The organism is Shewanella sp. ZOR0012 (genome assembly GCF_000798835.1).
GTDB lineage: Bacteria > Pseudomonadota > Gammaproteobacteria > Enterobacterales > Shewanellaceae > Shewanella > Shewanella xiamenensis.
Genome location: NZ_JTLE01000094.1, coordinates 2,293,887 through 2,307,707, shown reverse-complemented (window position 1 = coordinate 2,307,707; position 13,821 = coordinate 2,293,887). Strand labels below are relative to the sequence as shown.

Annotated in this window: 11 protein-coding genes and 4 tRNA genes; 8 read left to right on the top strand and 7 right to left on the bottom strand. The window is 47.3% G+C overall.

What is annotated here, in order from left to right; translation table 11 throughout:
• Positions 1-32: 32 nt before the first annotated feature.
• Entirely contained in the window at positions 33-2,612 is a 2,580-nt protein-coding gene (leuS, locus tag L976_RS11705; protein WP_047536928.1) for a leucine--tRNA ligase, read from the bottom strand.
• A 121-nt stretch (positions 2,613-2,733) separates the two neighbouring features.
• On the opposite strand from leuS, the gene L976_RS11700 reads away from it, so the two are divergent.
• Positions 2,734-3,234 carry a zinc ribbon-containing protein gene (locus L976_RS11700; protein ID WP_023268299.1) on the top strand — a complete coding sequence of 167 codons (501 nt, stop codon included), beginning with the start codon at positions 2,734-2,736 and terminating at the stop codon, positions 3,232-3,234.
• 56 nt (positions 3,235-3,290) lie between these two features.
• On the opposite strand, the gene L976_RS11695 is transcribed toward L976_RS11700, so the two are convergent.
• The 6 genes from L976_RS11695 to miaB form a co-directional block, all read right to left on the bottom strand.
• Complete coding sequence (locus L976_RS11695; RefSeq protein ID WP_047536925.1) at positions 3,291-3,785, bottom strand: type II secretion system protein; 495 nt, start codon at positions 3,783-3,785, stop codon at positions 3,291-3,293.
• Positions 3,782-5,350, bottom strand: a complete 1,569-nt coding sequence (gene lnt, locus L976_RS11690; RefSeq protein ID WP_047536922.1) for an apolipoprotein N-acyltransferase — start codon at positions 5,348-5,350, stop codon at positions 3,782-3,784. Before lnt ends, L976_RS11695 begins: the two co-directional genes overlap by 4 nt.
• A gap of 42 nt (positions 5,351-5,392) precedes the next feature.
• The gene (corC, locus tag L976_RS11685) at positions 5,393-6,268 is read right to left on the bottom strand and encodes a CNNM family magnesium/cobalt transport protein CorC (RefSeq protein WP_037415189.1); all 876 of its coding nucleotides are present in this window, start codon (positions 6,266-6,268) and stop codon (positions 5,393-5,395) included.
• 39 nt (positions 6,269-6,307) lie between these two features.
• Positions 6,308-6,769 (bottom strand): rRNA maturation RNase YbeY, encoded by a 462-nt coding sequence (gene ybeY / locus L976_RS11680; protein ID WP_023268295.1) that lies wholly within the window; start codon positions 6,767-6,769, stop codon positions 6,308-6,310.
• On the bottom strand, positions 6,759-7,823 hold the full coding sequence (locus L976_RS11675) for a PhoH family protein (RefSeq protein WP_047536919.1): 1,065 nt from the start codon (positions 7,821-7,823) through the stop codon (positions 6,759-6,761). Before L976_RS11675 ends, ybeY begins: the two co-directional genes overlap by 11 nt.
• A 243-nt stretch (positions 7,824-8,066) precedes the next feature.
• Positions 8,067-9,491: a tRNA (N6-isopentenyl adenosine(37)-C2)-methylthiotransferase MiaB gene (gene miaB, locus L976_RS11670; protein ID WP_047536916.1), complete on the bottom strand. Its 1,425-nt coding sequence runs from the start codon at positions 9,489-9,491 to the stop codon at positions 8,067-8,069.
• Positions 9,492-9,982: 491 nt separating this feature from the next.
• Between miaB and L976_RS11665 the strand changes: the two genes are divergently transcribed.
• From L976_RS11665 to L976_RS11635, 7 genes are all read left to right on the top strand, one after another.
• Entirely contained in the window at positions 9,983-11,197 is a 1,215-nt protein-coding gene (locus L976_RS11665; protein WP_047536913.1) for an FAD-dependent oxidoreductase, read from the top strand.
• Positions 11,198-11,364: 167 nt separating this feature from the next.
• Positions 11,365-11,952, top strand: a complete 588-nt coding sequence (gene pth / locus L976_RS11660) for an aminoacyl-tRNA hydrolase (RefSeq protein WP_037415200.1) — start codon at positions 11,365-11,367, stop codon at positions 11,950-11,952.
• Between the two features lie 137 nt (positions 11,953-12,089).
• The gene (gene ychF, locus L976_RS11655; RefSeq protein WP_037431408.1) at positions 12,090-13,181 is read left to right on the top strand and encodes a redox-regulated ATPase YchF; all 1,092 of its coding nucleotides are present in this window, start codon (positions 12,090-12,092) and stop codon (positions 13,179-13,181) included.
• A 207-nt stretch (positions 13,182-13,388) separates the two neighbouring features.
• Positions 13,389-13,465: transfer RNA gene (locus L976_RS11650), tRNA-Met, on the top strand.
• Between the two features lie 54 nt (positions 13,466-13,519).
• A tRNA-Leu gene (locus tag L976_RS11645) sits at positions 13,520-13,604 on the top strand.
• 45 nt (positions 13,605-13,649) lie between these two features.
• A tRNA-Gln gene (locus tag L976_RS11640) sits at positions 13,650-13,724 on the top strand.
• Positions 13,725-13,746: 22 nt separating this feature from the next.
• Positions 13,747-13,821 (top strand) — tRNA-Gln (locus tag L976_RS11635).

Genomic DNA, 13,821 nt, shown 5'->3' with positions numbered 1-13,821 from the left:
GTGGACAGCATCTGTTTATCACATCAACGATGTTAGTTGGCAACGATGCTGAGCAGTTTACCGGGTACATAGATCACTTTACGAACCGTAACGCCATCTAAGTACTTGATGACTTGCTCGTCCGCCATACCCAGTGCTTCAACAGACGCTTGGTCAGCATCGGCAGCGACAGTGATCTTAGCACGCACTTTACCGTTCACTTGTACCACGATGAGTTTGCTGTCTTCTACCAGAGCAGATTCATCCACAACTGGCCATTGGCTGTCTTCGATACTGTTGGTGTTTCCCAGCTCATTCCACAGGGTGAAGCTCACGTGCGGGATGATGGGGTACAGTAAACGCACTACCGCAGTTAAGGCTTCGCCGATAATAGCTCGGTCTTGACCTGTGGTTTGTGGCGCTTTTTGCAGATGGTTCATCAGTTCCATTACGGCGGCAACCGCAGTATTGAACATCTGACGACGGCCGATATCATCGGTCACCTTCGCGATAGTCTTGTGCACTTCACGGCGCAGTGCTTTTTGCTCGCTTGTTAATTTGCTGACGTCTAGTGCTTCGCTGTTATCCTGCGCCACATATTCGCTGGCCAGTTTCCACAGACGTTTGATAAAGCGGTGCGCGCCTTCAACGCCAGACTCTTGCCATTCCAGCGTTAATTCTGGTGGTGAGGCGAACATCATAAACAGACGCACAGTGTCGGCACCGTATTTTTCGACCATTACCTGTGGGTCGATACCGTTGTTTTTCGACTTAGACATTTTGCACATACCGGTGTAAACCAGTTCGTTGCCGTCTTTATCGATAGCTTTAGTCACTCGGCCCTTGTCGTCTTTTTCGGTAGTGACTACATCCAGCGGAGACACCCATACACGGGCACCTTTATCGTTGGTGTAGTAGTAGGCATCGGCCAGAACCATGCCTTGGGTCAGCAGTTGTTTTGCTGGCTCGTTAGTGTTTACTAGGCCCGCGTCACGCAGCAACTTGTGGAAGAAGCGGAAATATAACAAGTGCATACAGGCGTGTTCGATACCACCAATGTACTGATCCACTGGCAACCAGTAGTTAGCCTTGGTTGGATCTAACATTTGATCAGCCTTTGGGCTGCAATAACGGGCGTAATACCATGAAGATTCCATAAAGGTATCAAAGGTATCAGTCTCGCGCAGCGCGTCTTGGCCGTTAACTTGGGTTTTCGCCCATTCTTTATCGGCCTTGATTGGGCTTTGGATCCCGTCCATCACCACATCTTCTGGCAGGATCACCGGCAGTTGATCTTCAGGTGTTGGGATAACAGTGCCGTCGGCTAAGGTCACCATAGGAATTGGTGCGCCCCAGTAACGTTGACGTGATACACCCCAGTCACGCAGACGGTAGTTTACTTGGCGTTTGCCTTTACCTTCTGCCACTAACTTGTCGGCGATGGCATTGAAGGCGCCGTCAAAGTCTAAACCGTCGAACTCGCCAGAGTTAAACAGCACGCCTTTTTCGGTGTAAGCCGCTTCGCTGATGTCTAACTCGCCGTCAACAGGTTTGATAACCGCTTCGATTGGCAGATTGTACTTTTTCGCAAATTCGTAATCGCGTTGGTCGTGACCAGGAACTGACATCACAGCGCCGGTGCCATAGTTCATCAGTACGAAGTTAGCCGCCCAAATGGGCACTTGTTTGCCAGTGATGGGGTGAATAGCGTATAGACCTGTCGCGACGCCACGTTTTTCCATGGTGGCTAAATCGGCTTCTGACGTGGTGCTGTTTTTGCACTCATCGATAAAGGCAGCCAGCTCAGGGTTAGTTTGCGCCGCTAATTCTGCTAATGGGTGACCCGCAGCAATCGCTACATAGGTTACGCCCATCAGGGTATCGGGGCGGGTAGTGTAGATATCGAATGACTTATCGCTACCTGCCACACCGAAGGTCATTTCCACGCCTTCGCTGCGACCAATCCAGTTGCGCTGCATAGTCTTAACTTGCTCAGGCCAGCCGTCTAAGGTGTCGATATCGTTTAACAGTTCTTCGGCGTAGGCGGTGATCTTAATGAACCACTGTGGAATTTCTTTTTGTTCTACAGGGGTATCACAGCGCCAGCAGCAACCGTCTTGCACCTGCTCGTTTGCTAGTACGGTTTCATCGTTAGGGCACCAGTTTACAGAAGCGGTCTTCTTGTAAACTAAGCCCTTTTCGTACAGTTTAGTGAAGAACCATTGTTCCCAGCGGTAATATTCTGGGGTACAAGTGGCGATTTCACGGCTCCAGTCATAGCCAAAACCCAGCAATTTTAGCTGGTTTTTCATGTACTCAATATTTTGATAAGTCCATGGTGCTGGTGCGGTTTTGTTGTTGATTGCGGCGTTTTCTGCAGGCAAACCGAAAGAGTCCCAACCGATAGGTTGTAGCACGTTTTTGCCTTGAAGACGCTGGAAGCGGGCAACCACATCGCCTATGGTATAGTTGCGAACGTGTCCCATGTGGAGTCGACCTGAAGGGTACGGAAACATCGAAAGGCAATAAAACTTTTCTTTGTTTGCATCTTCAGTAACTTCAAAGGTTTTGTTGTCGTGCCAGTGCTTTTGCACTAAGGCTTCAATTTCTGAGGGATTATATTGCTCTTGCATCACGCTATTTCCGGCAGTGCCGCCTATTTATTTGATCTAACGCCATATCGACGCGAATAAGATCTGCATAGAATAAACTAGAAGCGATGCATTAAAAAGGTTCTATGAAGGAGTATTGGTTATGAATGATAGAAGTAGTGCGCTACTAGGACTGTATCAAGCCTTAATTAACGAAGTGAAAGCGCAATTTGCGGAAGATAACTCGCTGACTGCAAAGAATTTATTTAAGTCTGTCACTCAAGGGAAGGAGTTCTTACGCCTCAAAGAACAAGCGGGGGAAGATGAGCTCGCGTTAGTTGAGCAATTCTTAAAGCGTGATATCGCCAGCTTTTTGCGTGAGCAAAATGCCGACAGCTTAAGCCACAGCCCAACGGTGATCACTCTAGAAAACACCCTTTGGCATTGGTTAAGTGAAATCACCGACCGCAGCCAAGTGGAATGGCATGAACTGGCTCAAGACTTTAAACACCACGGCTATTACCAGAGTGGCGATATTGTTAGCCAAGGGGTGATGGTGTGCACTAACTGTGGCCATGAAATGAGTATTGAGTTTCCGGGCGTGATCCCCGATTGCCCAGAGTGTGACCATGAAGAGTTTACTCGTGAGGCGTTAACGCCTTAGCCTTGTGGATGCGCCAGAAATAAAAAACGACGCTTAGCGTCGTTTTTTATTAGCCATCAACAGCCTTGGACATTGATATCGTAAAGCGGCGGAGTGCTCGAATCGGCTGCTTGGGTATAGCGGAAATAACATTGGTCATCGTTGACTAAGGTATTAGCATCCAAGTCGTAGCCAATATATGTAATATCAATACCTTGATATTGAATGACGAGTTTATCATCTTTCTCTATCCATTTTTCGATATCGGTATTGTCCAGATAACCCCACTTGAGGCGGGTTTCTGCCACACCATCACCATTAAGGTCGATGTCAATAATATCATCACGGCCTGCGACGGCTTGACTCTGTAAGCTGGGCATTTGGGTCTTGGAATAGGCTAAGGTATTTGCGGCTTTTACACTGGCATGGAGTTGCAGCAGACTTTTTTCCCGCGCCTCTTTGCTCAGGCCGATAAATTTCGGCGCGACGATAACCGCTAAAATCCCGAGCACTATGATAACGACCACGAGTTCGATTAAGGTAAAACCTTGAGTGCGTTTCTGATTAATCATTTCAAATTCTGTTGCTGCTTTTGACGACGGATAAAACCGAGTAACAGCAGTACTCCACATAAGGCTAACAGTGGTGTTTGGCCGATTTTAGCAAACCAAGTTTGGCCTGTAACCAGTGGAATTGTGGCTCGCAATACACCCGTTTCAAATTGCGGCAGAGAAGCTGTGATATTGCCATGCTCATCGACAACGGCGGTTACACCATTATTGGTGGCACGAACCAGAGGACGGCCTAACTCAATGGCGCGCATTTGAGCAATTTCCATATGTTGTAATGGACCATTTGAGGTGCCAAACCAGGCATCGTTGGAGACGGTTAACAGCAGATCCGTCCCGAGATTAACGCTGTCACGCAATTGTTCAGGGAAGGCTATTTCATAACAAATTGCTGGCGCAATTTTATGGCCTACCGCGCTCAAATTTGGCTGTTGATAGTCGCCTCGCGCAAAAGAGGACATGGGCAGATTAAAGAAAGGCGCAATCGGCCGCAGCAGTGTTTCTAAGGGCACAAACTCACCAATTGGCAACAGATGGTGCTTTTTAAACTGGTTGCTGCCATCGCTTTCATAATCTGGGCTATCTTGCTGTTTCAGATTATGATTACCTAATACAATCAGTGAATTATAAAAATTGTCATGTTGACGACTGATAATGCCAGTAATGATGGATGTGTGGTTAAGGTTGGCCACTTTATTGGCATTATCCAAAAATTCTTGCACCATAGATTCTGGCGCTGGGATTGCTGCTTCTGGCCAGACGATAATGTCAGCATCAAAGTGTTCACGGGACAAATCCATGTATTTCAACAGGGTCGGCCAGAGTGCATCGGGTTCCCATTTCATACTTTGCGGAATATTGCCTTGCACAAGCGCGACCTTGACCGACTCGCCTGTCGGCTCGATTTGCGTTAGCTTAGGCGCGACCCAAGTAGCGGCTGCGATGATGGGCAGTAAAATCAACAGACTTTTGTAGCGCTTGCTAAAACACAAGGCGAATGCGCCCGCAACCATGGCGATGATGAAACTTAATCCTAAGGCGCCAATAATACTCGCGAATTCCTTTAATGGGCCTTCAGTTTGGGAGTAGCCTGCCCAAATCCAAGGGAAACCTGTCAAAACCCAGCCTCTGGCCCATTCGGTTAAGACCCAAAGCGCGGGGAAGAAGAGCAGGTTACGCCATAGCGAGGGAGTATTAGTGCGAGTCAACCACGCTAAACCCAGACCCGTTAAGGCCGGATAGAGGGCTAAATAGAGTGCTAACAGCGCCATTAGCCCTACTGAAGCGGCTAAGGGGAGGCCACCGAAGGTGTCCATACTGACATGCACCCAACTGATCCCAACGGCAAAACAGCCAAAACCAAAGCTTAACCAATGGAAAAAGCTTGCTTTAGGGCTTAAGGATTCACTCTGCCAAAGGGCTAACGCCATGGCGATAGGATAGATGATCCAGAAGGAATACGGGGCAAAGGAAAGCGCTGTACTGGCGCCTAAAATAAACGCCAGTACGAGGCGTAACGCACTCAATCGAGACTTTTGTTGGGCAAAAGCCCGAATGTTAGTTAGCACGGATCATTCTTCTTACAAGGAGAGTTATTCTTACGCAGAGGGTTATTCTACGTCTTCACCGATATTGGGATCGGGGAGTTTTACTCTGAGTTGGATTAAACGTCGGGTATCGGCGTTGATAACTTTAAATTCAATACCTTCGATCATGATGCTCTCATTGCGCTCCGGCAAGTGGCCAAAGGCATGGGACACCAAGCCACCAACGGTATCAAACTCTTCATCGCTGAAATGGGTGTTGAATTCTTCGTTAAAATCTTCGATAGGCGTAAGCGCCTTCACCATATAGACAGTATTGCCGACTTTGCGGATTTCGGTGTCTTCAGGGCTATCGTGATCGAATTCATCTTCAATCTCACCGACGATTTCTTCGAGAATATCTTCAATAGTTACCAGACCAGATACGCCACCGTACTCATCAACGACAATCGCCATATGGTAACGCTGGGAGCGGAATTCTTTGAGTAACACATCGACGCGTTTACTCTCTGGCACAACAACCGCTGGGCGGATCACGCGCTCAAGGGAAAAGGGTTCTTCACTGTTTGAGAAACCATAAGGGATCAAATCTTTAGCCAGTAAAATGCCTTCGATATGGTCTTTGTCTTCGTTAACCACAGGGAAGCGAGAATGGCCTGAACCGATAACAGTTGCGAGCAACTCTTCAACGGTATTGTCGATTTGAATCGCGACAATTTGAGCTCGTGGGATCATAATGTCCCGAACACGCATATCGGAAACTTCCAATACACCTTTAATCATTTCGCGGGTGTCTTCAGAGATCAGTTCGCGCTGTTCTGCGCCATCAATTACATCAACTAAGTCTTCGCGATTTTGAGGTTCGCCCTGAAATAACTGACTTACTCTGTCAAACCAGCTTTTCTTTTGGGCGCTCGTACTCGGGGGGATATCGTCACTCATAGTTTTCTCATTAACCTTGATAGAGAGTATCTCAGTTAATTATTGTTCCTTATATGGGTCAGTAAAACCTAAGCTTTCAATGAGTTGAGTCTCTAATGACTCCATCTCTTCGGCTTCTTCGTCTTCAATGTGATCATAACCTAGCAGATGCAGGCAACCATGTACAACCATGTGTGCCCAATGGGCTTCTAGGGTTTTATCTTGTTCACGCGCTTCATTTTCAACGACTGCGGCACAAATGACAAGATCTCCAAGCAGTGGAAGTTCAATTTCTGGCGGTGCTTCAAAGGGAAACGACAACACATTAGTGGGCTTGTCTTTCCCTCTGTAAGTGCTGTTTAGCATTTGGCTTTCACGGGCATCGACGATGCGGATCGTCAGCTCCGCCTGTTCCATGCTATTACCAATGGCGGTTTTTACCCAGAGGGCAAATTGTTCTTCACTAGGAAGATAGTCACTCGCCGTGGCGTATTGCACATCTAAGGCTAAATCAAGACTCATGCTTTATAACTTCCTGTTGCGTTTGTGGGTGCGCTTGTTGATTGTCGCGGCGCTCTTTTTCGGCCTTTAATGCCTGCTCTTTACGATCAAAAGCCTCATAGGCTTCGACAATGCGAGCAACCACAGGATGACGCACAACGTCTTGAGACACGAAGAAGTTGAAGCTGATTTCTTCCACTTGGCTTAATACTTCAATGGCGTGGCGCAGACCTGACTTAACATGTTTGGGTAAGTCGGTTTGGGTGATGTCACCAGTAATGACCGCGCGTGAGTTAAAGCCAATACGGGTTAAGAACATTTTCATCTGTTCAACCGTGGTGTTTTGGCTCTCATCGAGAATAATAAAGGCATCGTTTAAGGTGCGGCCACGCATGTAGGCCAAAGGCGCTACTTCGATAACGTTTTTCTCGATTAAGCGCTCGACCTTTTCAAAGCCGAGCATTTCAAACAAGGCATCATAGAGCGGGCGCAGATAGGGGTCGACCTTCTGGCTTAAATCGCCCGGTAAGAAGCCGAGTTTTTCCCCCGCTTCAACCGCGGGGCGGGTGAGCAGAATACGGCGCACTTCTTGACGCTCTAGTGCATCAACGGCGGCGGCAACGGCCAAATAGGTTTTACCTGTGCCCGCTGGACCAATACCAAAGGTAATATCATGGCGCACAATGTTGGCCACATAGGTGCTTTGGTTGGGGTTACGCGGTTTTATCACGCCACGGCGGGTTTTGATAACTAAGGCTTTATCGTCACCGCTGTCGTCCTGCTCTAGGGCAATGGCTTCTTGAATGGCCAAATGCACTTGTTCAGGGTCGAGATCCGGCGTGCTGCCCTTGACCGTTTGAGTTTCAATATAGAGCTGCTTAAGTAAGTTATTGGCACTTAAACAGTGACGTGGTAATCCGGTAATTTGGAAATGGTTGTTCTTACGGACTATCTCAACGCCAACGCGACGCTCAATCTGTTTGATATTGTCATCGAAGGGACCGCACAGTGAAGCCAAACGGCGGGTTTCTGCGGGTTCGAGATACAAATTCATTGTGGTTAATTTACTGGACAAACAGTACTCCTATTGTCAAATAACAAGCAAATTATCAAATACCAAGCAAAGTGCCGAGTGAAAGCTAAGTGCGATGTCAGTCAACTATCGCAGCCTCTATTCAGAAGATAATCTCAGTTTACGAGCCATCCATCATAATTGCTAACGGAAAATCATCAATTACAGCAGTTGTTAAGGCCATAAAATAAGAGGGCGACATTGTCGCCCTCTTTATATAGGTACACTCACCCAAGATTTAAACCCTTAAGGTTTAAATTGAGTGACACCGAGATCATCATCTTGCTTATGCTTCGCCAGAATATCCGATGGGCGCAGGTTACGGCGCAGATCCATTTCATCTTCACCGCGGATAAATTTACCGCGTAGTGAGTTAGTGTAAACGTCGACAATCTCGACATCCACAAAGGTACCAATGTGTTTTGGTAAGCCTTCAAAGTTCACCACACGGTTGTTTTCGGTGCGACCGCGCAGTTCCATCGGGTTTTTCACCGAGGGGCCTTCAACCAGAATGCGTTGCACTGTGCCCATCATATGGCGGCTGTAACGCATGGCCTGTTGAGTGATGCGGTCTTGTAGAATGGCCAGACGTTGTTTTTTCTCTTCCATATCAACGTCATCGGGTAAATCTGCCGCTGGCGTGCCTGGGCGCGCACTGTAGATAAAGCTAAAGCTGTGGTCAAAACCTACATCTTCAATCAGCTTCATGGTATCGGCGAAGTCTTCTTTCGTTTCGCCAGGGAAACCAATAATAAAGTCGGAGCTGATTTGGATATCTGGGCGGGCTTTACGCAGGCGGCGGATGATAGATTTGTACTCAATCGCCATATGGCCGCGTTTCATTGCGGTGAGAATGCGATCAGAACCTGACTGCACGGGTAAGTGCAGGAAGCTAACTAATTCGGGCGTATCTTCGTAAACGTCGATGATATCCTGGGTAAATTCAATGGGGTGACTGGTGGTGAAGCGAATACGGTCGATGCCGTCGATAGCGGCAACATAGCGTAATAGCTCGGCAAAGGTACAGATCCCGCCATCGTGGGTTGCGCCACGGTAAGCATTGACGTTTTGACCGAGCAGATTGACTTCGCGCACACCTTGTTCTGCCAGTTGGGCAATTTCAAGAATGATGTCGTCCGATGGGCGGCTGACTTCTTCACCACGGGTATAAGGTACCACGCAGAATGAACAGTATTTGCTACAACCTTCCATAATTGACACAAACGCCGTTGGGCCTTCGGCGCGTGGTTCGGGAAGACGGTCAAATTTTTCGATCTCAGGAAAACTCACGTCGATCACTGCTTTATCGCCGCGGCGTACTTGTTCGATCATCTCCGGTAGACGGTGAAGCGTCTGTGGGCCAAAGATGATGTCAACACAATGAGCTCGGTCTTTAATCGCTTTACCTTCTTGAGATGCAACACAGCCACCCACACCAATAATCAGGTCAGGATTTCTATCTTTGAGTGTTTTCCAACGACCTAACTGATGGAACACTTTTTCCTGTGCTTTTTCACGGATAGAACAAGTGTTCAGCAGCAGAATATCTGCTTCTTCTGCTTCTTCAGTTAAGGTGTAACCTTGGTATTCGCCTAAAAGATCCGCCATCTTAGATGAGTCGTACTCATTCATTTGACAGCCCCAAGTTTTAATATGGAGTTTTTTGCTCATCAGTTGTGTTGCCCTACGCTGCCCTGTAAAAAGAGTCCCGAGCCGTCGTTGCCTTGTAAAAAGACCAACAGACCGCCCAGTCAAAATAGCGCGACATTTTACCCGCAGTTGTTGCTGCTGACCAGCGTTGTCCACATTTTTACTCGCTAATCCTATCGGATTATGATACCCACAAAGAAGCTAGGTTTATCGCTATTGATGGGTTTTAGGTTGGTGACTTAGTGCGACATTTGCCATTGGCAACAAGCTATTGCTGGAGCAAATGCCAATGTCTTCACGGATTTAGAGTCGAAATACGTTCAACATTTCCGTGGTGTAGTGATATAGGGCATAATCGAGCCTGTTGCGGTAACTGACGGTAACGTTTACATGGTTGGTGTGGCAGCCAATGCATTATTTACAGCGCAGCTGTTGCGAATGGCGATGGTGTGACAAGGTGTATTTGACAAGTCTAAACAACAATATGAGTGGTAATTAAGATGAGCCGAACAATGAGCCAAACACAGCAATCTGCACCGATAACATCAGAGACTCAATCCTTTGATGTGGTTTTAGTCGGTGGCGGCATGGTGGGCGCGGCAACGGCGATTGGTCTTGCACAGCAAGGACTTAACGTTGCTGTAGTTGAGTCCTTTACGCCCGAGGCTTATTCTCCAGAGCAAGCATTAGATGTACGCGTTTCGGCAATAAGCGTTGCCTCTGAACATTTACTTGAACAGTTAGGCGCATTAGACAGCTTACTTAAGATGCGTAATGTGCCTTATCTTGGCTTAGAGACTTGGGAGCTTGATGGCTGTATTACTCAATTCCATAGTTCACAAATCGGCGCTAGCCATTTAGGCCATATCGTTGAAAACCGTTTAGTGCAGCTCGCTCTGTGGGAGCAAATGCTGCAATGGGAAAATATTCAACTCTTTTGCCCTGAGCGCGTTGCCTACTTTGCGCGTGGTGTTGATACGGTAAGCGTGCACTTACAATCCGGTTATTCACTCGAGGCTAAGCTGTTGGTTGGCGCTGACGGTGCGAATTCTCAAGTACGCCAATGGGCGGGCATTGGGATTTCGGGTTGGGACTATGCTCAATCGGCCATGCTGATTAATATCCAAACCGCCCAAGGTCAACAAGATGTGACTTGGCAGCAATTTACACCTAGCGGCCCACGTTCCTTGTTACCTTTACCCGGTAATCATGCCTCGTTAGTTTGGTATGATGATGCCAATCGCATCAAACAGTTAATGCAACTGAACAATAAGCAGTTGGCCGACCAAATTCGCCAGCATTTTCCATCTCGTTTAGACAGTGATTTTACGGTTGAGGCAAAGGGCAGCTTTGCGCTCACGCGCCGGCATGCTCAGGCTTATTTTAAGCCAAATGTGGTGATTTTAGGGGATGCAGCGCACACCATTAATCCGCTTGCTGGTCAAGGGGTTAACCTTGGATTTAAAGATGTTGGAGCTTTGTTGACAGCCATCAAGACGGCATTAACTGAGGATAAACCATGGTGGTCAACCGAGGTGTTAAGCCAATATCAAGCAAAACGTTACCTTGATAATCAGCTGATGATGACCACCATGGATGTGTTTTACGCTAGCTTTAGTAATGATATTTTGCCGCTTAAATTACTTCGCAATGGCGCATTAAAATTGGCCAATATCAATTCTCCCATCAAACAAACTGTACTTAAGTATGCGATGGGGCTCAATTAGTTCCTCGTTGTGAGCACTTGCTCACTCGGTATTTGTTGACTTACGCATTGAGTGCTAAAATGCCGCGTTTTTAACGAGTATAAGCGGCATTATTAGCTCAATATGGTCGACCTGTGTGCTTTGCCATCGACCAATTAACGCAGTATTGAGTGCCATCAGTGAGTGTCATGAGCGAAATTAAATTAATCGTAGGGCTTGCCAATCCGGGCGCTGAATATGCCCAGACTCGCCATAATGCGGGTGCTTGGTATGTGGAAGAATTAGCCCGTATTTGTGGTGTGAGCTTAGTCGCCGATAGCAAGTATTTTGGCTTGACAGCCAGAGCCGTATTACACGGTAAAGATGTGCGTTTACTCATACCGACTACGTATATGAACTTAAGTGGTAAAGCCGTAGGTGCTTTAGCTAATTTCTTTCGTATTACACCTGAAGAAATTCTGGTGGCCCACGATGAGCTGGATATGCCACCTGGCGTGGCTAAATTTAAACTCGGTGGCGGCCATGGTGGTCATAACGGCTTAAAAGACATTATTGCCAAATTAGCGAATGATAAAAACTTCTATCGTTTACGGATTGGGATTGGTCATCCCGGCGATAAAAATAAAGTCAGTGGCTACGTATTGGGTAAGGCTCCCGCGAAAGAGCAAGAGCTGATCAATGCTGCCGTAGACGAAGCCGTGCGCTCAACTGAAATTTTATTTAAAGAGGACATGGTGAAAGCCATGACTCGATTACACTCCTTTAAAGCGGAGTAATGTTTGGGTAGGCGCTTTGTTATAGGTCGCTATTCAAACGTCAAGACGATTTATCAATGTGCTGCCAAGGGGCAGTGCGACTAAAACTTGCTGGTGAGTGTGACTTGCCAGCCAATCATCGAGAGAAAGGTAAGAATATGGGTTTTAAATGCGGCATTGTTGGTCTTCCTAACGTAGGTAAATCAACGCTTTTTAATGCGTTAACTAAGGCTGGCATCGAAGCGGCAAACTTCCCGTTTTGTACCATTGAGCCAAACACTGGTGTAGTGCCTGTGCCGGATCCTCGTTTAGATGCGCTGGCGGCAATTGTTAATCCTCAACGTATACTGCCAACCACTATGGAGTTCGTGGATATCGCTGGCCTAGTTGCAGGCGCTTCTAAAGGTGAAGGTTTAGGGAACAAGTTCCTTGCTAACATCCGTGAAACCGATGCTATTGGTCATGTGGTACGTTGTTTTGACGATGACAACATCGTTCACGTTGCAAACAAAGTGGATCCTGCTCGCGACATCGAAGTGATCAATACCGAGTTGGCGCTTGCCGACTTAGATAGCTTAGAGCGCGCCGTTATTCGTCAGCAAAAACGTGCTAAGGGTGGCGATAAAGACGCTAAGTTTGAGGTTGAGGTTCTTGAGAAAATGCGTCCAGTGCTCGATGAAGCCAAAATGCTGCGCTCGATGGATCTTTCTAAGGAAGAATTAGAAGCTGTTGCTTACTTAAACTTCTTAACCTTAAAGCCAACCATGTACATTGCCAACGTGGCTGAAGATGGGTTTGATAATAACCCACACTTAGATGCAGTGCGTGCCATTGCTGAAAAAGAAAACGCCATTGTGGTTTCAGTGTGCGCTGCAATTGAATCTGAACTAGCTGAAATGGATGTTGAAGAACGCGATGAGTTTATGGCAGACCTTGGGTTAGAAGAGCCTGGGTTAGATCGCGTGATCCGTGCTGGTTACCAGTTATTGAACCTGCAAACTTACTTCACTGCGGGCGTAAAAGAAGTGCGTGCTTGGACCGTTTCTGTAGGCGCGACTGCACCACAGGCGGCGGGCGTTATCCATACCGACTTCGAACGTGGGTTTATCCGTGCGCAAGTGGTGGCATTTGACGACTTTATTGCCTATAAAGGTGAAGCTGGCGCCAAAGAAGCGGGTAAGTTACGTGTAGAAGGCAAGACTTATATCGTTCAAGATGGCGATGTGATGCACTTCCTGTTTAACGTATAAGTTAGCCATTATTGGGCTAAGCTTTAGAAAGTTAGGCAAAATACGGGCAACAGAGGCTGATTTAGTGTATCTGTTGCTCAGTTTGGTGAAGTAATAGCCGAACGGTTTGTATCAAGGAAAATAGCGAAAAAAAGCTGTTGACCTCGATACCTCGAATAAGCATAATACGCCCCGTTCCTCGCTACGAGGGGCGCGCAATAACGAAGTGGCAATGTAGCTCAGCTGGTTAGAGCACAGCACTCATAATGCTGGGGTCGCAGGTTCAAGTCCCGCCATTGCTACCATTTCGTTATACTAGCTTTTGCTAGCATCACTTCAGGATGTAAAATTGAAACTGTGCGGGAATGGTGAAATTGGTAGACACGCCAGATTTAGGTTCTGGTGCCGTAAGGTGTGAGAGTTCAAGTCTCTCTTCCCGTACCATTATTTTAAACATCTGCGTTAGCGGGTGATGAAACAAGTTTTAGTTGGGGTATCGCCAAGCGGTAAGGCACCGGGTTTTGATCCCGGCATACCTAGGTTCGAATCCTAGTACCCCAGCCATCATTTCATGTTTCTCAGTTTTTGGGGTATCGCCAAGCGGTAAGGCACCGGGTTTTGATCCCGGCATACCTAGGTTCGAATCCTAGTACCCCAGCCA